The sequence below is a fragment of the Fictibacillus phosphorivorans genome, assembly GCF_007673525.1.
GTDB lineage: Bacteria > Bacillota > Bacilli > Bacillales > Fictibacillaceae > Fictibacillus > Fictibacillus phosphorivorans_C.
Map to the genome: position 1 here is coordinate 3,225,860 of NZ_VDZU01000001.1, position 19,025 is coordinate 3,244,884.

Sequence of the window (19,025 nt, forward strand, 5' to 3'; positions counted from 1 at the left end):
CCGTTTTTTATTTTTCTACTTTTGGCTTCAAAACGAGATGCTGATCCTTCGGCCATTTTTTCTGATCTAGAGCGGTTTCGTGATACTTTCCTGTTGCCCAATCTTCAACCTGATCTTCATACCAAGGGCTCAGTACATGGCCAGATTGACCTGGTCCTACTACATGATAAGATCTCGATGTATTAGACATATCGATTACCATGCGCCAAGCTCCACCATGTGTAATGTTGCCTGTTTCCCGGTCCCATCCAGCTACACCAACTGTCACTCTACTTCCACCCATACTTTGAGTAGGTGGATTAAATAATAGATGTAAAGGTTTGATGGCAGCAAGAGGATGTTCAAATGTTAGCGTATGAAAGTCTCCCCATTTCCATTTCGATGAATCGTCCCCAAATTTTTCTGATAGAAAGGTTATCATTGATTCAAAAGAGCGTTGAGTAACTTTTTCTAACCCGCCATTTTCTCTAATCCATGGGCCGGGATCTCCAGCGTTCGCCTTTCTTATCAGTTCATCCACCACTTGTTCCCTACCATCAAACATCTTCAGCATCTCTTCGCTGATTTCTTCCTTAAACAACTCATCACTAAAATGACTCATCCATATATGAAAAATTAATGGAGCAGCACTATCTTTGCTATCGGTATGATTCCATTTTTTCAGAAGTGAGATGACTTTCTTTTCCTTATCGTTCAATGGTTTTTTCATTACTTGTTGCATAAAAATCGGCAGCACTTCTTCTGCTTGTTTGTTTTTTTGATCGAACTGCAGAGATTGCATGTCTTTTGCCGTAAGCTTTTCTTTCCCTTCAAGAACTTCTACGATCCGTTGTTGTCGATAAGGTTGAGCGAATGTATCTGAAATATGATAGGGATATGAATCAGCAGTAACTTTATTGTTTGCAGTCGCAATATATCCTTTTTCTGGGTTAACACTTGTTGGCAGTTCATCCCACGGGATATATCCTTCCCACTCATATTGATCTGTCCATCCCGGAACAGGAAGTGACGTATATTCTTGTTTACGAACGGGGATCAATCCATTTGCTTTATAGGCAATCGTTCCGTCTGTACTCGCAAAAACAAAATTTTGTGCAGGAGTATGAAACGATTGAAGCGCTTTTTCAAACTGAGTCCAGTTTTTTGAGCGGTTCATCAAAATGACAGCTTCGAGCTCTTTTGACGGTTGAAGAGCAGTCCATTTTAATGAGAGAGCAGTACCTGGTTTATCATGATGTGCAAATTCAGAGATAATGGGTCCGTGTCTTGTGATCACTACTTCGTGATCTACGTCCACTTTGTCCTTTACTTTGATTCTCTCTTTTACCACATCAGCTTTTTCCCAGTTTGCCAAGTATTGAAATTCATAAGAGTTCTTTGGGTTTCTTTTCTCAACATATAGTTCTTGAACATCCGGTCCTACATTCGTAACACCCCATGCGATCGTCTTGTTATGTCCTACAATAATACCCGGTATTCCTGCGAAAATTACACCGGAAACTTCATAATCAGGAGCTTTCAGATGGGCCTGATACCAGATAGAAGGTGTACCTAGTGAAAGGTGTGGATCATTGGCAAGAAGCGGCTTACCCGATTTCGTCTTATCGCCCGCAACTACCCAGTTATTACTTCCATTATGATAGTTAGGAATTACCGATCCTGCGAAACTTTTCTCAAAATCAATACCTTCTGTTTGAAGATCCTCTAAAATGGTTGGCGCGTCCTTCGGATATCCTGGAAATAGATCCAAAGCTTTTTCTTTTGAAAACGTTTCTGTTAAATAATATCGAAATGCTTGTCCTTCCCAATGTCCACCAAGATCGAAAGCCATATATTTACCGATTACGAGGGAATCGACGGGGGTCCATTTCTCTGGCTCATACCCAACGAGCAAGAATTCTATAGGTAGCGTATTATCTTTCTTAGCCTGGTCCATATAAGCGTTCACACCATCTGCGTACCATGACAGATATTGTTTCATTTCTTTAGAATACTCATCATATGAAGCTTCTGCCGCTCTTCTTAAACCTAATGTTCTAAAGAACTTGTCACGGGTGAGTGTTTTTTCCCCAATTACCTCACTAAGCTTGCCTGATGCCTGTCTTCTGCTTAAGTCCATCTGAAACATCCTATCTTGCGCCGTTACAAAACCTTGAGCCATAAATAGGTCTTTCATCGATTCTGCTTCAATATGGGGAACTCCATCGCTATCTCTGTAAACATCTACCCGTGCTTGAAGTCCGATTAATGGAATAGCCCCATTAATTACAGGCTTGCTTTTTTGAAGCAAAAAATAGGCTGTACCTGCTGCAGATGCTAGAATAACAACGATAGCGATGCCGATGATCACTAAACTTTTTTTCCAAGTAATTCGTTTAACGGACTTTTTTTTCTGAAGCGTACTCTCCACCCATAGACCCCCTGCCACTACAATCTTCCTAATTACATTCTATAATGTGACGGATTTCCCCTGTAAAAAATTGATAAAAGTAAATGTATTGAAAAACCTCCCAACTTTTCGCCTAATTTCTCTAAATTAAGACAGGATTTTCATGAAAATGTCGAATACCTCAAAAAGCAGTTTATGACATAAATGATAAGGAGAAAGAAGATGGCTAAAATTGTAGTGGATTTTCAACTTAGTCATGGTGAGGAGAAAATTACAGAAGGAAACATCGTGATTGTTAACATCTATCCCAGCAAAGCCAATCTCCACGAACAAGTAAAAAAGCTGATCGCTGACCAATTCAATTGTTCTGCTGCAATCATCTCTATTAAACAAATCAAAATGAATGCATAAGTGTATATAATATTGTGCACGTAGACAGATGAGCCAAATAAAAAAATAGGATGTTTGAAAGTGCGTTCACCCACAGCTTTGCCGAAAGCGAGCAGCCATGAAACGAAGTTAAACTGCGTAGTAGGATAAAATGCTTTAAGAAAAGTACAAAAAAAAGAGGTGCTTCTCTCTAAAGGAAGCACCTCTATATGTATAGGGGACTTTATTATCTCATCGATTTTTAAATACCGTAAGTTCCATTAGACGTATACCGCTAGGCCTATGTTCGACCCTTTAAACGGAAAAATAGCCGGTGGTTGGACAAGTTATCTAGCTTTTGTCATGCTAAAAATACGTTTTAATGATACTTTCTATCTCATCATCCTTCATTCTGCCTGCAATCCCAGGAGTTTGAGCAAAATATTTTACCGCTTCACCGCAAGATAGACCTATCTGACTAAGTCCCTTTGCAATGGTTACGAGATAAGTTGCTGGTGGTGGATTCAAATCCTGTTCGTGCATATCAAGGTTGCAAGTGAATGTAACCATCGGATATCCTTGATCCTCACCAAGATATACCATGCGGCTATACCAGCCTTGACCAAAGTGAATATATCCTTTTTCGATGACTTCCTCCAAGTCAGCCTCTATCTCTTCACAGCTATTTTCTTGAGCTGTAACATCTAAGAATTGCTCGACAGTGACCAAGTATTTTCTGCCATACGTCTCGTATGCTTCATTTCTTTCATGTCCAATAAAAGCCACTCCACCTTCTCCCCATTTCGTTCGCTCTCTTGCAAAATAAAGGGGATATGGCAAAACAGCTTTACCGTTCTTAAGAGGCATTGCTGGATTTCTACAGCCTCTTTCCCGTTGAGTAGAACCTTCAGGCTGATCACCAAGAATATAACACAAAAAACGGTGCTCCATTAAATTCGATCCATAACTTACATACCATACATATGATGTGTCCAACGAATAATCCTCCTTAAAATTTTCCTTGAATAATAGTCATGAAAAATATCATTTCTTTATACATTGATATACACAAGGGGGATGAAAAGAATGAAAAGAAAATGCTTACTCTTCGTTTTGTGCCTATTTATATTTCTTTTCGCGATGTTCTTAGCTACACCTGTTGTTTAGATGTATTAGAATTGATTATTTTATAGGACTTTTAGTCTACCCCGAAAAAAATGAAAAACAAATGCGATTTATGCTTCAAAATGATATTGGTAAAATAATCCTATTGACCTAAATAGAGTTATTAGAAATAGTCTTTCCGATTCTTGTTTCATTTTAAAAATCGGGATAAAATGGTAATCATACAATACTTTTCCTTCTCTAGTTTCTGTACGAGTCTTACTCCTAATTTGTAAGGAGGGATGGGGATGACAGTATTTGAAGCGATGTCACTCATGATTGGTTTTTCAATGCTTGTTCTTACCATTATCCGCTCCAAAGATGATTCATAAAGACAGAGAGTTTTATTTCTATTTATTCTGCCATGCAGATGCATGGCTTATTTTTTCGGATAAATTCATCTAAAAACTAGAAATACCCTATCTATGAATTGTAAAACAAAAACCTTGCTGGAGAAACACTCTCCAAGCAAGGTTTTTTAGTTTTAACTTTCTATCTATTTTACTTCATTCTTCCTTAGATAATCTTACGCCTTTTTCACAACAATTTGTCCCTCTGCAACATTTACTGCTAGCTTCTCGACATTCTCGTCATCTAAAAGAACATCTGCAATTTTATCCTCGATATGTTCTTGAATGATCCGACGAAGTGGTCTTGCTCCGAATGCTGGGTGATACCCTAGTTTAGCAAGCTTCTGTTTTGCAGCTGAAGTTACTGTAATTGAAATGTTTTGATCTTGAAGTTGATCTGAAAGCTCTTGTAGCATCAGATCAACAATCTTCACAAGGTGTTCTTCCTTTAGTGACTGAAATTGTACGATGCTATCAAAACGGTTAAGAAATTCTGGTTTAAAATAGCCGCCTAAAGAGTCTAAAATCTGTGTCTCTTTTTCAACCTCTTCTGTATTAAAGCCAAGTTTCTTTGTTTGTTTTACAGCTGAACCTGCATTACTTGTCATGATGATCACTGTATCTTTAAAACTTACTGTACGCCCTTGGCTGTCCGTTAATCTGCCATCTTCCATGATCTGAAGGAACATGTGCTGTACGTCTGGATGAGCTTTTTCAATCTCATCGAGCAGCAGTATGCTATATGGCTTACGGCGGATCTGTTCTGTAAGTTGTCCTGCCTCTTCATGTCCTACATACCCTGGAGGTGAACCGATCAACTTGGATACAGCATGCTTTTCCATATACTCACTCATGTCGAGACGAATCATGCTTTCTTCATCACCGAAGATCTCTTTAGCTAATGTTTTGGTTAATTCAGTTTTACCTACACCCGTTGGTCCTACGAATAAGAAGGAACCAATCGGACGTTTTTTTGTCTTTAATCCTGCACGGCTTCTGCGAATCGCTTTTGCTACCTTTTCCACCGCTTCATCTTGTCCGATTACTTGAGCTGAAAGTTTTGCAGCAAGCTCTTTCATCTTAGACTGTTCATCACTTTGCAGCTTACGAACTGGAATTCCTGTTTTCTGTTCCACGATATGTTGAATATCTTCTACTTGCACAATCGCTGCCTTTTTATCTTCTTCTTGTGTTTTAAGTTTCTCATCAAGCACTAGTTCTTCTTGTCGAAGCTTAGCTGCAAGTTCATAGTTTTCATCTGCAGCAGCTTTCTCTTTTTCTTTAACAAGTTCTTCTAAGCGCTCCTCAATGGACGATTTCTCAATCGTAATATGTTGAAGGTTGCTTTTTGAACCTGCTTCATCCATAAGATCAATCGCTTTATCGGGCAAGAAACGATCTTGAATATACCGATGTGATAACGTAACACAAGCTTTTAAAGCTTCTTCTGTAAACTTAACTTGGTGATAGTCTTCATAACGCGAAGCAAGTCCCTTGAGGATCTCAAATGCTTCATCCGTCGTTGGTTCGTTAACGATTACAGGCTGGAAGCGTCGTTCAAGTGCTGCATCTTTTTCGATCTGGCGATATTCTTTAAGTGTTGTAGCACCAACCATCTGAAGTTCACCACGAGCCAGTGCTGGTTTTAAAATGTTTCCTGCATCCATTGAACCTTCAGCAGACCCTGCTCCTACGATCTGATGCACCTCATCTACAAATAGAATGACGTTCTTCCGTTTTTGAAGTTCTGCAATCAGTTGTTTCATTCTTTCTTCAAACTGACCTCTCACGCCAGTGTCTGCAACGAGTGAAGCAACATCTAATAAATAGACTTCTTTATTCAGAAGTTTTGCCGGTACATTGCCTTCTACGATCTTAGTAGCTAAGCCTTCAGCTATTGCAGTTTTCCCTACACCTGGCTCACCGATTAATACCGGGTTATTCTTTGTACGACGGTTTAAGATTTCAATCACACGACGCACTTCTTGATCACGTCCTATGACAGGATCAATGATTCCTGCTTTTGCAGCATCTGTTAAGTTCCGGCCAAATTTATCTAAGAAGCCTCCGCCGCCACGTTTTCCTTTTTGAGTTTGTTGATGATGTGGATCGTTCGCCTGGTCTGCAAAAGCTTGACCATTCATCATCTGTTGAAAAATATCATCGAAAGAAGAAAAATTCATGTTCATTCCTCCCCCAGTTGTCATTTCTTGTTTTACTTTATGATAACAATTAGAGCAGAGCACAAATTGTTTCTTTTCTTTATTCATTGAGATACTCATTTGAATCGTAGCAGGATTAACTTCACATTGTTCACAACGCATACTTGTAACCCCCTATAAGTTTTTTTGAAAAATTGTATAAATTATTTGCGATTATAACGGTATGCCCTTCGCTTCGCAACTTTTATGATTTAGGCGATTTGGTCTACTTGCAAAAGTTCGACTTTGACTTTCTTTGACCTTTCACCTTTAATCATATTATACTTTGACCTTTTTTGACTTTCAAGTATTTTGTTTGACTGTTAAAAATAACAAAAAGAGATGAGCTCTTAACTCATCTCTTCCCCAAATCAGTTCCAATTAAAAGTGATTTTTTGTCTGTAGTCTTCTGTTTCTCCGGTTGGCGTCAACCATACTTCAAGTGTGTATGCTCCTGGTTCAAGATTATTCACTAAAATGTCCTGTTTAAAAACATCCGCTTGTTTCAGTTTTAATGAAGAAAGAACCTGCATGAACATATGATTCTTCGAGTATTGGTAAACAATTTTTCCGTTCTTATCTTTGATCACATAATCAAATTTTTGACTAGACGAAAATTGAAAAACCTTCTCTTTTTCTGTTTGATTTTTTAATTCATATCGAAATAGAATACCTTTTGCATTCTGCTGTTCTTGAACATTAATCGTACTTTCAATACTTCCTGCAACGATGCCGTTCTGACCCTCTTGTCCAGATCGCTCTTCTTTGCCATCCTTAGGACTTTGTTGATTCTTATCATCTTTTTTACCATCACCTATCACTGGTTGCTCTCTCCCCTCGGATTGGTTTTGGCTGTCATTATTTCCACAGCCTGTAACGACTACTGAAATACATAATATGATCAGTATAACATGCCAGTTATTTATCCTACATTTTATCATCGTTCTTCACCTCACTTGTTAGTTTGGGCATATATACGTAATTTCATGTTTAAAAAGGATTTTTAGCTTACTTCATGTAAAATAGAGATTAAATCTATACGTAGAAGGAGTGTGTTTCTTTGGAAATGACAAAGTCAGATCTTTTGTTAGAAATGCAGAAAATAACTTCTGAAAAACGTGCCACACAAAATGAAACGGTTCTCTGGCAGCATAGCCATGATGAATCTTATCACCACCCTGTTTCTCCTGATGTAGTTGTATACCCGATATCGTCAGATGAAATTTCATCTATACTTAAATTCGCAAATGAAAACAAAATTCCTGTTGTGCCTTACGGAGCCGGTTCTAGTCTTGAGGGCCACTGTATACCCGTAAAAGGTGGCATCACATTAAACTTTCAAGAAATGAATGCAGTGCTGGAAATTCGTCCAGATGATTTTTTAGTGAAAGTACAGCCTGGCGTTACACGTACTCAGCTAAACCTAGCTCTAAAAAAATTCGGATTGTTCTTTCCAGTCGACCCCGGAGCTGATGCTACGATTGGTGGAATGGCAGCTACAAATGCAAGTGGAACAACAAGCGTAAAATATGGAATCATGCGCGATCAAGTAAGAAATCTTCAAGTCGTATTAGCGGATGGACAAATTATTCAAACCGGCGGAATGGCTGCTAAATCGTCAGCTGGCTATCACTTGACCTCCATGTTTGTAGGCTCAGAAGGTACTTTAGGGATATTTACTGAGATCACATTAAAAGTATACGGAATTCCTGAGGCAGTTCTTGCAGCAAGGTGTACGTTTCCATCTATTCAAACGGCAGTTGAAGCAGCAAGTGCAGTTCTTGGCTCTGGGACTGGTATCGCAAGGATGGAGCTGGTTGATGAACGCTCGATCGTCCAAGTGAACCACAATAGTGATACTTCGTATACAGAAGCTCCTACCTTATTTTTAGAGTTTCAAGGAAATCCAGCTAGTGTTACCTATGAAGCATCACTCACAAAGGAATTGCTCGAGAGCTTTGGTGGTTTAGAGTGGACAGAGGAACGTGATTCTAAGGCTCGGGCGAAACTTTGGGAAGCAAGACACCATTTAGCTTATGCATTTAAACATGGCTATCCAGGGAAATCGATGATGTTTACCGATGTTTGTCTTCCACTCTCCGAATTGTCTGGAGCAATCGTACACGCGAGAAAAACGATGGACGAGATAGGAGTACCGGGGGCAGTCCTCGGTCATGTAGGTGATGGTAATTTTCATGCTATCCTAATGTACGACAGCTCGCTTACAATAGAGCGCGAAAAGGCAGACATGGTCAACGCACGTATAGTTGATCATGCTCTTCAAAAAGGCGGCACGTGTACAGGAGAGCATGGTATCGGAATCGGAAAAGCAAAATATTTGGCTAAGGAACATGCAGATACTCTTCCCATCATGCTCTCTATAAAAAAACAATTGGATCCAAACGACATTTTAAACCCTGGTAAGATCATAATATAGAAATGAAACGAAGAGCTTGTATGATTCGTATTAGTGTTATAACAAACCAAGGAGGCGTTATTTCATGATCGTCGTTACAACTGAGAACATTAAAGGCTATGAGGTGAAGGAAGTAAAAGGTTCTGCTTTTGGAGTCGTTGTACGTGCTCGTGGAATCGGCGGCGACATCATGGCGGGATTACGAGGAATCATGGGCGGTGAGATCAAAGAATATACGAGCATGCTTGAAGATGCGCGAAAGCAAGCAGTTGACCGGATGGTAAAGAATGCTACCGAAATGGGTGGCAACGCAATCATCATGATGCGCTTTGATTCTGGAGAGATGGGCAATAACATGAGCGAGATCGTTGCTTATGGAACTGTTGTCGTTATTGAAAAACAATGAACATCATAAGCATCCTAATCGGCTGGCAAGTTTTGTCTATCCTTTTCTTAATCGCCTTAGCTATCATCTCCTGGATGTATTTTGATAAGCGATACAAAAAAAGTGAAACAAAAGTGCCCTCGGGCTATATTTGGACAGATGAAATATCAATCGATCCAACCTCAGGAAAAAGGGAACGTGTTTATTATAATCCTGAAACAGGCGATCGCTTTTATAAAGAAGAGTAATGAAAAAAGCTTGTCTATTTTGGGGTTTCCCTTAAAAGACAAGCTTTTTTGTAGCTGATGATGTTTAAGGTTCTTTCAAATTTTATTTTGGTGCGTTTGAAAGGTTTTATGCTCGGTCCAAGAGATTTATGCTCGATCGACGAGTTTTATGCGCGGTCCCAGGGTTTTATTCTCGGTCACAGGGGATTATCCTCTGTCGCTAACAAAAAAGCCGCCCATTCAAGCTGGGCAGCTTTCAATTCTTTTCATATTTACACTTTAAATTTATTAATCGCTTCGTTCATCTCTTCTGCTAGCTGTGAAAGCGCGTTTGATGAAGATGATATTTCCTCCATGCTTGCTAGCTGTTCTTCTGCAGAAGCAGAAACTTCTTGCGTTGACGAAGCTGCTGTTTCTGCCATCGATGAGATCACGTCGATCGAGCCAACAACATGTTCGGTACTCGCTGTCATCTGCTCTGTAGCAGCTGAGATATCGCTAACTTGTCCAGAAACCTCTGCAACGGTATCGTACAGACTTTTGAATGCTTCACCTGATTGATAGACGAGTTCTCTACCGCCATTTACTTCTATCGCACCGTTCTTCATTGCGGTAACGGCTTTTTCAGTTAGTTCCTGTATGCTAGTGATCAGTTGACCGATCTGGGAAGCAGATGCTGATGATTGCTCTGCTAATTTTCGTACTTCATCAGCAACTACCGCAAAGCCTCTGCCTTGTTCTCCTGCACGAGCTGCTTCAATTGCTGCATTCAGCGCCAGCAAGTTTGTCTGACCGGCAATATCCGTAATCACATCAACAATATTCGTAATTTCTTGAGACTGCTCACCAAGATCCTTAACAACTCTTGAGGTACTGTCCATAGAAGTGTGGATCGCATTCATCTGGCCGATCGTCTTTTGTATGGTCTCATTTCCACCTTCTGCTACCTGCATAGAACGAGCAGATGCTTCAGACATGTTCTGCATACTAACTGCGATCTGTTGAATGCCGGCAGAAAGCTGGTTCATGGCTTCTACGATATCATCTACCGTACGCACTTGTTCTTGAGATCCTCCTGCCACCTCACCTATCGTTGTCGCGATCTGTTCAGTTGCCATACTCGTTTGTTCAGCTGAAGCGGTTAATTCTTCAGAAGATGCTGCTACTTGTTCAGCAGTAGCTCTGACTTGTCTGATTAAAGCAGCAAGGTTTGTACCCATATGGTTGATGCCATCTGCGAGCATACCGATCTCATCTTTATTTTTTACAGAGATCGGATCCATCGTCAGGTCACCATCTGCGATGTCATTAAGCATATTGGACATTCTCACAACAGGTCTAGAAATCATAAGAGAGATCGTGTAACCGATTGCAAGTGCAGCCACTACAATAACGATTCCTAAAATCGTGATGAGAGAGACAACGAACTTCTCTTCGTCCGCAACGACGACTCTGCCTTCAGCCATTAGGTTTGCTTGTCTCTTGCCCATCTCTTCTGTTACAGCTCGCATGTCTCTGCCTAACGGGAAGAGAGTGCTTTTTGCATATTCATTTGCAGCTTCCATGTTACTCATTGAGTTTTGCAGAACGCGATTTGATTCCGTTTTGTAATCATTGTTCAAATAATAAATCTTCTCCAGCCTATCTTTATCTGCCTTTACTTGAACGAGTTTCATCGTTTCATTTACGAGTGTATTAATCTTCTCGTTCGCGTCGGTCAACTTTTGTTTGCTTTCGGTCGATTGCTCGAGCAAGTATTCCCTGACACTATTGTTTTGAACAGTCGCTTGAAGTTCGATCTCTTTCGCATTGTTATAGATTACCGTTCTTCTGTCCAATAGTTCACTGTATGTATGTTGCATGTCTTTTAAAAAGTAAAAGAAAACACCGCAAGTTGCAGCAAACAGAACGGCAATTGTTAAAAAAGAACCTACTAGCTTTTTTCTCAAAGTCAGTTTCATACGTCACCTCTTATAAATTTCTGTTGCTAAAAATAACCGGACAATTCAGCACAATGATTAGGTGATCATCCTGCTTAGAGACACCATTTATTAACGAATCCTCTTTTGAACGAAAACTCCCTGGTGATTGTATAGAATCTGCTTCGATATCCATAACATCGGTTGCAGCTTCCGTTAGAAGCCCTAAGAAGCTTTCTTCATTCTGTAAAATAACAATTCTTGTCTGATCTGTGATCTCTGTCTTCCCTTTACCGATCAGCTGTCCAAAATCAATGATCGGAATAACGTTCCCTCTTAAATGAATGATTCCCAATACGTCTGAAGGCATCTCTGGCATCGGTGTTATGTCCAGAACGCGCTCGATCGAAGCGACATGTTCGATCGGAAGGCCATATTGTTCAACACCAGCTGTTATTACAACAATCTTTAAAGTTTGAGTGCTAAGTGACATCTCACTTGCTCCTTTTCTAGGTATTTCTTCATTAAACAATAGTCATAAGTTCTCCCTCTTTTTATCGGTTAAGAATTTCAAATGTTTTAGTCTCAAAAATGATAATAAATCTACTAATCATTTTTAGTGTTTCTCGAGTTTATGTAACAACAATAAAAAAGCCTGAGCAAAAAATGCTCAGGCTTTTTTATTACTTATCTTTTTAAATCTACATTCTCTATCGTATTCGGCGGAATGGTTACTTGCACCTCTACAAACTGTTTCGAACCATATAATTGTGTTTCAACTACTTTACCAACAGAAGGCGTGTAGCTGCCTTGTTTCATATAGAATGGGATATTTACAGTCAAAGATTTATTTAAACGATTCGTAACTGTTGCTGTTTGGGTGACTTGAGATCCATCGTTCGGCAGTTGAAACTTATTTTCAAATGAAACAACTCCAGCTGACGTATTCCCATTTTGATATACTGGCATGGATTTATCTGGACCTTCATATACGTATGAATTGAATTTATTATCAGCTGCATTCTTCTCAAACAAACGATAGCCAACCCATGGTTTAGCTGATAATTCAATAGAAGCAGTCGTGGAAAACAAAATACCGTCTTGCTCTGTAATGTTATCGATGTGCGTATGTCCATGCAAAGATAAATTAACGTTGTTCTGCTTCATTACATCAATCAGTTCATGAGACCCTTCACCATGCCATTGCTGATCGTATTTAATACCGAGCGCCTCACCTTTTATGAGCGTTGTTAAATGCTGCGGATCATGCTTAGCATCATATTCTTCCCAATACTCGTTTACATGCGGATCTGTTGACGGCCATATGTCACGATCACGCCATAACGGATTATGGTGAGAAAATAATCCTCTTACTTGCTCAGGTTGTGCATTGGATTTGTTATCTGCTAAATCTTTTTTGATCCACTCCATCTGCTCATCACGTATCTGTCCACCCCAAGTAGGAACAGATACGGTTCCGTGTCCTTGTCTATCAAACTTGTGCCAATCAAAAGAGTTGTATCCGATCATGTGAGCATATGGTCCATAATCAAATGAGAAATATTGAGGACCGAAATATTGTTCCCAATACTTAGCACCATCAGTTAGCGTAGCATCTTGTGCATAATAATCATGGTTCCCTGGTACGATATACACAGGAACATCAAACTGTTTCAGCATGCGGTATGTTTCTTCATATTCATAGATATATTCTTTCGGATTCATCTGACCATACATTAAATCACCAGTCATCACCACAAAATCTGGTTTTAACAAATTCACTTGTTTAATCGTTTTTTGGAGATATAACCAACGTTTTGTTCGATCTGGGTGCCACAATCCAGCTTCAGTAATATTAGCTGGATCTGCAATATTACGTGGAGAGCCAACATGAATATCCGTTAGATGCATAAACTTAAATCCCTTCTTGAACTCTTTAACTACCTTTACCGAGTTTGGTTCATCATCTGTAATACGCGTTCCATTCCCGGTATAAGAAACTTGCAGATCAAATAACTCTTCTGGAACCTCATCTGGAATTTGTACCGTAACTTCATAAATAGAAGAGCTGTCCTTCCAATAAGAAGATCCTTTTTGCACATTTTTTACAGGAAGAGTAAATGTTCCATCAATCTTCGCTGCTTCCGTTGGATTTAAAGAAACTTCCCATCCTGCAGGTTCTTTATCTTTTGTATCCACCTTTATCGTCAGATCTGATCCGTTCTTTTTTATTGCCGGAGTTGACATAAGTGGATAAATAATATTTTCTACTTTTGGATCTAGTGCTAAATTAGGCACCTTATCCAAATAGTTTTCAGTGTTTCCAATCCCACCATCTTGTTTGTCTATACCAGACAAGAAGGCATGTGCTTGTCCAACAGGTATCGTTAAAGCACCTGAGATAACAAGTGCTGTTAGCTTCATTCTCCAACTCATGTTTTACTCTCCCTTCAAAATAACTTGCATCTTGAAAGTAACAGCACAACGTAAATTTCATGTAACAGCACATTAAACATTTTATGAAACAGTTATTTTACTATATTTCTTTCAATCTCTTTCTTGCTTCATTTTCTTCAAAGGAACTATACACGCGATAATCCTTTTGATCAAGAATTCGGAAGTGCTGACTGATTACATTCTGCTGAAGCCGGTAGCCTCTACGTGAATCTACTTCTTTCCACCAGACATGTCCACCCCAGGTTTTTTCTTTCGGTATCGCTACATACTCATGAACGACTAGTTCCATAACATCAAGCGGATTTCCACCTAATGCATGGTTAAGAATGTCTGAGTTTCGAAACAATGCACACATAGCAACGATTACAGTCCAGCTCGCTTTAATTCTTTCTTTTTCGATCTGCACTAACGTTTTCTTCGAAATTCCTAATATATCGGCCATCTTGTCTTGTGTATATCCAAGTTCAGTTCGTACAAGCTTGATCTTGCCTGTTAACAAGTCCACAATTTCGTCTTGTGTCATAATAAAGAGAATCTCCTTTTTATCCTTTTAGGAACATTTTACACAAAAAAACTCCTTTCAACAAAAATGAAAGGAGTTTCAGCTATACGTATATGGTTCCCAATGAGCAAGATCATAGAGCCCAGAATTAATTCGTGTACTCTCCGCTTCCAACAATGACAATAGTTCATTAGGAAGTTCACTATGATGAAGGGCTAGGTTCATCTCATCGTTTGGGGATGAGATCAGAACCGTGAACAACTTCTTATTTTCCATGTTCATACCATGAACGTGAATATAATTTAAATCCTTTACTCGATACACAAAAAAGATACGGTATTTATTCAACTCTCCCACACTCCCTTATGAACAGTGTGGTCGGATTCTTCATACATTAAACCTTATTTTGGTGAAGACGGTGCAGTTGGAAGTTCGATCTCTACTTTCGTCCCTTCGTTCTCAACCGAAGAAAACTGAATAGCTCCACCATGCTCTTCAATGATTTTAAAACACACCATCAATCCTAAGCCCGTGCCCTTTTCCTTTGTTGTATAGAAGGGTTCTCCTAGGGTTTTTAAACGTTCTGCTGGAATACCACATCCCTGATCTTTCAACTCGAGAAGGACAGAATCGTTTCGAGTTCCAATCTTAATATGAATTTCTCCGTCTTTATCCATACTTTCGATCGCGTTCTTCAACAGATTGATGAAAAGCTGTTTAAGCTGATTCTCTACACCATATACAAGCGGTATGTTATCTGATATATTTACCCAGATCTGTATGTTTTTCATGATCGCTTGGGTTTCTAGCAACCTAACAACACTATAGATCAGTTCTTGGATGTTCGTATGTTCGAAGCTAACCGCTTGCGGTTTAGCAACAAGCATGAGCTCACCGACGATGTCGTTGATCCGATTAAGTTCTGACTCCATAATTCTTAAATATTCTAACCGAATCACATCGTCTGCATCTGACAAAAGTTTCGTAAATCCTTTGAGTGAAGTTAACGGATTCCGAATTTCGTGTGCGACTCCTGCAGCAAGCTCGCCGAGAACAGAGAGCTTCTCTGATTTTAACATGAGTTCTTCTGTCTGTTTTGCTTTCGTAACATCTCTAGCAAAGGTAACTAAGCTCTCTACATGACCATCTTTCGTCATAACCGGAACACCGCGGGCCTCTAATAATATCCAATCACCATTTTTATGAACCAACCTGAACTCTGTCTGAAACGGTTCTTTTTTCACAAGAGCTCTCATGAAAAGATCAGAAAGGCTCTGTAAATCATCAGGATGAACCATTTCCAGGATAGCCCCTTTAATCTCACCATCTTCATAGCCAAGTACAGGTAAGTGTGAAGGAGATACATATTGTATGATGCCAGATGGATCAATCACAGTAATAAGATCTGTAGAATGTTCTGCGATCAAACGATATTTCGCCTCACTTTCACGTAGAGCACGCTCTACTTTTTTCTGAGAAGTAATATCACGATATACAATTACGAACCCCATAATCTTACCGTCCATGTCACATATGTTTGAAAAAGATGCAGATACGTCAAAAACGGTTCCGTCTTTGTGTATACGTTGTGTTTCATGAAGCGGAACGGATTGTCCTTGTTTTAACAAGTCAATGATCTCTTTTGATTCACCTTGCAGGTGTGCTGGTGTAATAACAGGATAGTCATCATTATCCTCCGAGAAATCCTCTTCAGCCCAGCCGAACATCTGAATGAATGCATCGTTCACCTTGATGACCTCTTGCCTTGTGTTAATAATGAGAATGGCATCTGTTGTTCCTTTTAAAACCGACTCTAATAGATCTAGAGCCACACTCAGCTCTTCTTCCTTCTGTTTATGAGGTGTTATATCACGTCCTGTGATAACAAGCACTTGCGGTTTACCATCACTCGTAAAGGTCGGTTGCTTGATGAGCTCTAGCATCACTTTACGACCGTTCTTCATCATAATCTTTTCAGCTGTTTTTATCGGTTTTCTTGTTTCCCATGCTCTCTTATCGGAAAGGCTACATCTTTCAATTGCTTCGTATGAAAGTCTTGTTTCAAGTTCCTCAAGACTTTTTCCTTTATATTCATCGTGGTTGATTCCATAAATATTAAGAGCGAACCGGTTTGCTTCTGCCCATGTTCCATCCGGATACCTTAAACAAACAAATTCGGGCAGGACATCGATCATTTCTTTTAAAGTGGCAACTGCAGGTAATTCATCCTGACTTAATACTTTCATTCTATCCACCCTTTTTTTACTAAAACTTTCTTAACGTCTATAAATTAAATAAAAGGGTCTATTTTCCTTTATTTTTTTCAGGATTTCGCACGTCAAATTCGTTTATTTTTCGCCTAAATATGACAAAAAGACGCTTTCCTCGAGGAAAGCGTCTTTCGTATCTGCTGACGATTAAACGGCTTTTACCGCTTCTTTTAGCGATTTACCTGGCTTGAAAGCAGGTACGTTGCTAGCCTGGATCATGATCTCTTCACCAGTAAGAGGATTACGTCCTTTTCTTGCGTTACGGTTTCTTGTTTCAAATGTTCCGAAACCGATAAGCTGCACGCTTTCACCGTTTTTCAAAGCATCTGTAATCGCATCTAGCACTGCATCAACGGCAAGCGCTGATTCCTTTTTGTTCATACTCGTTGCATTTCGAACTGCATCTACTAAATCCATCTTTTTCATTATAAGTTGCTCCCTTCAAACATTGAATGAACTGCTTGTGTAGCAACATTATTAACGAAAAAAATAGGTTTCATACAGAAAGATACAAAATTCCGAAAAATATTTATATAGTTTAATAATTCGTTTTCTAATCAGAACCCTTGAATGGTCATTCCACCATCAACAAATAGTGTTTGGCCGTTCACGTAATCAGCTGCTTCACTAGCTAAAAATACCGCTGGTCCCACAAGGTCCGGTAGTTCTCCTACTCTGTTTTGCGGAGTAACAGCGAGTATATCTTGTAAATATTTCTCGTCGGCTAAAAGTTTCTCTGTTAATGGTGTCTTAAAATACCACGGTCCGATGCTGTTCACATTTATGCCGTACTGTCCCCACTCAAGAGCTAAGTTCTTTGTCATCTGTATGATCGCAGCTTTAGTAGAGGCATAGACTACGCCGGTACGAAGAGCAACATGTCCAGCAACAGAAGAAATTGTAATGATCTTTCCTCCTCCAGCTTGCTTCATTCGTAGACCAGCTTGCTGTGAGAACCAAAAAGCTGAACGAAGGTTCGTGTGCATGATCGTATCCCATTCTTCATCAGATACATCTAAAGCTTTTGATCGGATATTCATTCCAGCATTGTTCATAAGTATATCGACCCTAACCTGCTCTGAATCTAGTGTTTCAAAGATTCCTTTAACCTGATCCTTGTTCGTAACGTCCGCTTCAAAAAGATACGCCTTTGTTCCTGCACGTTCAATCAACTGTGCTGTCTTTTCCAGATCAGATTGTGTTCGGGATACAATGATCACATCCGCTCCGGCTTCTGCATATCCAATCGCGATCGCTTGTCCGATCCCTCTTCCAGCACCCGTTACGAGTGCTGTTTTGCCTTTAAGTGAAAATGACGGTAGATACACGTATATGACCTCCTCTATTTAGTTAAAAAGTTCCGGGGAAATGATGAAGTAACGGACTTGATCTGACTGATAGGCTCCCACTCCCATAGCATTCATCGTATTGATGCTAATATGATAAGCTTCAAATTCCGTTTCTTCCTCGGTTTCAGAATTTTCTTCAGCAGTTACGGCTACTGCTGTCTTTTCAGTAATACCTGATCTCTCTATATTCCATAGAGAGCTGTTCTTATCAAGGTGGATTGCATCAGAGTTCGTAAAACTCACGTAATAGGAATCACCCTTGGGCACCATATTTTTTAAGCCATGCAGATCGAGAGCTTTAAAATAAATGCTAGGTGAAGAAATAAAGTTTTCACGATTTACCATTTCGAGCTCTTCATCCATAACATGTGTACTTATTTGATAATTCCCATCATGCAAAGAGATCCATGCATTCATATCTCTTCCATCTCTATAATAAGAAGTTTCATAATTAAACTGCCGAACTTCTCCATCGCTATTAAAGTTGATTTCCACATTGTTTATAGCAAGCTCTCCCTCTGCATGTAGCGCTTTCTTTACCTTCTCATACTCATTATAAAAATTCATCTCATACACATTTGTTGCTGCTTTAACATGAAGCACTTCTTCATAGAAAGCTGTTACTGAGTAGTTCACAATAATGCTTGATAAAAAAGATAACACCCCGAGAGAAGCAGCCCACTTTTTTGCATCCTTATTAAGGATAAGCTTAGGAAGAAAAAAGAGTAAGAAAATCGAAATACCTACAGGCAATACCAATGAATCAATGCGAAACGTAAACGTACCTAACAAAAAGTAACCGATCAGTTTCCACCCAATGTTAGATTCTTCATGAGTCGCTTTTTTCTTATAGATGAGGATTAATAATATAAGAAAAATACTGGACATACCCCAAGCTAGATATGATTCAAACTGCATCGTTCTCCCCCTAATTTTTGGATAATAGTATAAGTTTATCAAAAAACTCGTGAAAAAGACGCTTCTATAAATTAGAAATTCATTCAACCGAAAACCAAGCTCAGGGAAG

18 protein-coding genes are annotated in these 19,025 nt (G+C 39.4%); 5 read left to right on the top strand and 13 right to left on the bottom strand.

Annotation, left to right across the window (positions count from 1 at the left end):
• Window positions 1-7: 7 nt before the first annotated feature.
• Window positions 8-2,410 carry a penicillin acylase family protein gene (locus tag FS458_RS16205; protein WP_144702552.1) on the bottom strand — a complete coding sequence of 801 codons (2,403 nt, stop codon included), beginning with the start codon at window positions 2,408-2,410 and terminating at the stop codon, window positions 8-10.
• 201 nt (window positions 2,411-2,611) lie between these two features.
• On the opposite strand from FS458_RS16205, the gene FS458_RS16210 reads away from it, so the two are divergent.
• Window positions 2,612-2,800: a hypothetical protein gene (locus FS458_RS16210; protein ID WP_144702555.1), complete on the top strand. Its 189-nt coding sequence runs from the start codon at window positions 2,612-2,614 to the stop codon at window positions 2,798-2,800.
• A 324-nt stretch (window positions 2,801-3,124) separates the two neighbouring features.
• Here the strand turns inward: FS458_RS16210 and FS458_RS16215 are convergent, their stop codons facing one another.
• Entirely contained in the window at window positions 3,125-3,754 is a 630-nt protein-coding gene (locus FS458_RS16215) for a hypothetical protein (RefSeq protein WP_231607418.1), read from the bottom strand.
• Between the two features lie 410 nt (window positions 3,755-4,164).
• Between FS458_RS16215 and FS458_RS20895 the strand changes: the two genes are divergently transcribed.
• Complete coding sequence (locus tag FS458_RS20895) at window positions 4,165-4,254, top strand: putative holin-like toxin (protein ID WP_222122228.1); 90 nt, start codon at window positions 4,165-4,167, stop codon at window positions 4,252-4,254.
• 194 nt (window positions 4,255-4,448) lie between these two features.
• Here FS458_RS20895 and FS458_RS16220 read toward each other — a convergent pair whose 3' ends face one another.
• Both FS458_RS16220 and FS458_RS16225 read right to left on the bottom strand, forming a co-directional pair.
• Window positions 4,449-6,596, bottom strand: a complete 2,148-nt coding sequence (locus FS458_RS16220) for an ATP-dependent Clp protease ATP-binding subunit (RefSeq protein ID WP_144702558.1) — start codon at window positions 6,594-6,596, stop codon at window positions 4,449-4,451.
• 248 nt (window positions 6,597-6,844) lie between these two features.
• On the bottom strand, window positions 6,845-7,414 hold the full coding sequence (locus FS458_RS16225) for a BsuPI-related putative proteinase inhibitor (protein WP_144702561.1): 570 nt from the start codon (window positions 7,412-7,414) through the stop codon (window positions 6,845-6,847).
• 125 nt (window positions 7,415-7,539) lie between these two features.
• On the opposite strand from FS458_RS16225, the gene FS458_RS16230 reads away from it, so the two are divergent.
• From FS458_RS16230 to FS458_RS16240, 3 genes are all read left to right on the top strand, one after another.
• Complete coding sequence (locus FS458_RS16230) at window positions 7,540-8,910, top strand: FAD-binding oxidoreductase (RefSeq protein ID WP_186320632.1); 1,371 nt, start codon at window positions 7,540-7,542, stop codon at window positions 8,908-8,910.
• Window positions 8,911-8,974: 64 nt separating this feature from the next.
• On the top strand, window positions 8,975-9,295 hold the full coding sequence (locus tag FS458_RS16235; RefSeq protein WP_137790415.1) for a YbjQ family protein: 321 nt from the start codon (window positions 8,975-8,977) through the stop codon (window positions 9,293-9,295).
• The gene (locus FS458_RS16240; protein WP_231607417.1) at window positions 9,292-9,522 is read left to right on the top strand and encodes a hypothetical protein; all 231 of its coding nucleotides are present in this window, start codon (window positions 9,292-9,294) and stop codon (window positions 9,520-9,522) included. The genes FS458_RS16235 and FS458_RS16240 overlap by 4 nt, the downstream gene beginning before the upstream one ends.
• A gap of 251 nt (window positions 9,523-9,773) precedes the next feature.
• Here the strand turns inward: FS458_RS16240 and FS458_RS16245 are convergent, their stop codons facing one another.
• The 9 genes from FS458_RS16245 to FS458_RS16285 all read right to left on the bottom strand — a co-directional run bounded on the left by FS458_RS16245 (window position 9,774) and on the right by FS458_RS16285 (window position 18,916).
• Window positions 9,774-11,462 (bottom strand): methyl-accepting chemotaxis protein, encoded by a 1,689-nt coding sequence (locus FS458_RS16245; RefSeq protein ID WP_144702564.1) that lies wholly within the window; start codon window positions 11,460-11,462, stop codon window positions 9,774-9,776.
• A gap of 10 nt (window positions 11,463-11,472) precedes the next feature.
• Window positions 11,473-11,913 carry a chemotaxis protein CheW gene (locus FS458_RS16250; RefSeq protein WP_144702567.1) on the bottom strand — a complete coding sequence of 147 codons (441 nt, stop codon included), beginning with the start codon at window positions 11,911-11,913 and terminating at the stop codon, window positions 11,473-11,475.
• 194 nt (window positions 11,914-12,107) lie between these two features.
• A complete protein-coding gene (locus FS458_RS16255) occupies window positions 12,108-13,856 on the bottom strand; it encodes a metallophosphoesterase family protein (RefSeq protein ID WP_144702570.1) in 1,749 nt (582 codons plus the stop codon).
• Window positions 13,857-13,956: 100 nt separating this feature from the next.
• A complete protein-coding gene (locus FS458_RS16260; RefSeq protein WP_144702572.1) occupies window positions 13,957-14,400 on the bottom strand; it encodes a helix-turn-helix transcriptional regulator in 444 nt (147 codons plus the stop codon).
• 78 nt (window positions 14,401-14,478) lie between these two features.
• Window positions 14,479-14,727: a hypothetical protein gene (locus FS458_RS16265; protein ID WP_144702575.1), complete on the bottom strand. Its 249-nt coding sequence runs from the start codon at window positions 14,725-14,727 to the stop codon at window positions 14,479-14,481.
• Between the two features lie 53 nt (window positions 14,728-14,780).
• A complete protein-coding gene (locus tag FS458_RS16270; protein WP_144702578.1) occupies window positions 14,781-16,625 on the bottom strand; it encodes a PAS domain-containing sensor histidine kinase in 1,845 nt (614 codons plus the stop codon).
• Between the two features lie 171 nt (window positions 16,626-16,796).
• Window positions 16,797-17,075: an HU family DNA-binding protein gene (locus tag FS458_RS16275; RefSeq protein WP_066236049.1), complete on the bottom strand. Its 279-nt coding sequence runs from the start codon at window positions 17,073-17,075 to the stop codon at window positions 16,797-16,799.
• Between the two features lie 131 nt (window positions 17,076-17,206).
• Window positions 17,207-17,977 (bottom strand): SDR family NAD(P)-dependent oxidoreductase, encoded by a 771-nt coding sequence (locus FS458_RS16280; protein ID WP_144702581.1) that lies wholly within the window; start codon window positions 17,975-17,977, stop codon window positions 17,207-17,209.
• An 18-nt stretch (window positions 17,978-17,995) separates the two neighbouring features.
• Window positions 17,996-18,916: a hypothetical protein gene (locus FS458_RS16285; protein WP_144702584.1), complete on the bottom strand. Its 921-nt coding sequence runs from the start codon at window positions 18,914-18,916 to the stop codon at window positions 17,996-17,998.
• Between the last annotated feature and the right edge of the window lie 109 nt (window positions 18,917-19,025).

What these genes read in the sequence shown, in the direction of transcription:
- FS458_RS16220 (WP_144702558.1), bottom strand. Translation starts at nt 6,596, where the DNA reads ATGCGTTGTGAACAATGTGAAGTTAATCCTGCTACGATTCAAATGAGT.
- FS458_RS16250 (WP_144702567.1), bottom strand. Translation starts at nt 11,913, where the DNA reads ATGTCACTTAGCACTCAAACTTTAAAGATTGTTGTAATAACAGCTGGT.
- FS458_RS16255 (WP_144702570.1), bottom strand. Translation starts at nt 13,856, where the DNA reads ATGAGTTGGAGAATGAAGCTAACAGCACTTGTTATCTCAGGTGCTTTA.
- FS458_RS16245 (WP_144702564.1), bottom strand. Translation starts at nt 11,462, where the DNA reads ATGAAACTGACTTTGAGAAAAAAGCTAGTAGGTTCTTTTTTAACAATT.
- FS458_RS16230 (WP_186320632.1), top strand. Translation starts at nt 7,540, where the DNA reads ATGACAAAGTCAGATCTTTTGTTAGAAATGCAGAAAATAACTTCTGAA.
- FS458_RS16240 (WP_231607417.1), top strand. Translation starts at nt 9,292, where the DNA reads ATGAACATCATAAGCATCCTAATCGGCTGGCAAGTTTTGTCTATCCTT.
- FS458_RS16285 (WP_144702584.1), bottom strand. Translation starts at nt 18,916, where the DNA reads ATGCAGTTTGAATCATATCTAGCTTGGGGTATGTCCAGTATTTTTCTT.
- FS458_RS20895 (WP_222122228.1), top strand. Translation starts at nt 4,165, where the DNA reads ATGGGGATGACAGTATTTGAAGCGATGTCACTCATGATTGGTTTTTCA.
- FS458_RS16270 (WP_144702578.1), bottom strand. Translation starts at nt 16,625, where the DNA reads ATGAAAGTATTAAGTCAGGATGAATTACCTGCAGTTGCCACTTTAAAA.
- FS458_RS16210 (WP_144702555.1), top strand. Translation starts at nt 2,612, where the DNA reads ATGGCTAAAATTGTAGTGGATTTTCAACTTAGTCATGGTGAGGAGAAA.
- FS458_RS16225 (WP_144702561.1), bottom strand. Translation starts at nt 7,414, where the DNA reads ATGATAAAATGTAGGATAAATAACTGGCATGTTATACTGATCATATTA.
- FS458_RS16260 (WP_144702572.1), bottom strand. Translation starts at nt 14,400, where the DNA reads ATGACACAAGACGAAATTGTGGACTTGTTAACAGGCAAGATCAAGCTT.
- FS458_RS16275 (WP_066236049.1), bottom strand. Translation starts at nt 17,075, where the DNA reads ATGAAAAAGATGGATTTAGTAGATGCAGTTCGAAATGCAACGAGTATG.
- FS458_RS16235 (WP_137790415.1), top strand. Translation starts at nt 8,975, where the DNA reads ATGATCGTCGTTACAACTGAGAACATTAAAGGCTATGAGGTGAAGGAA.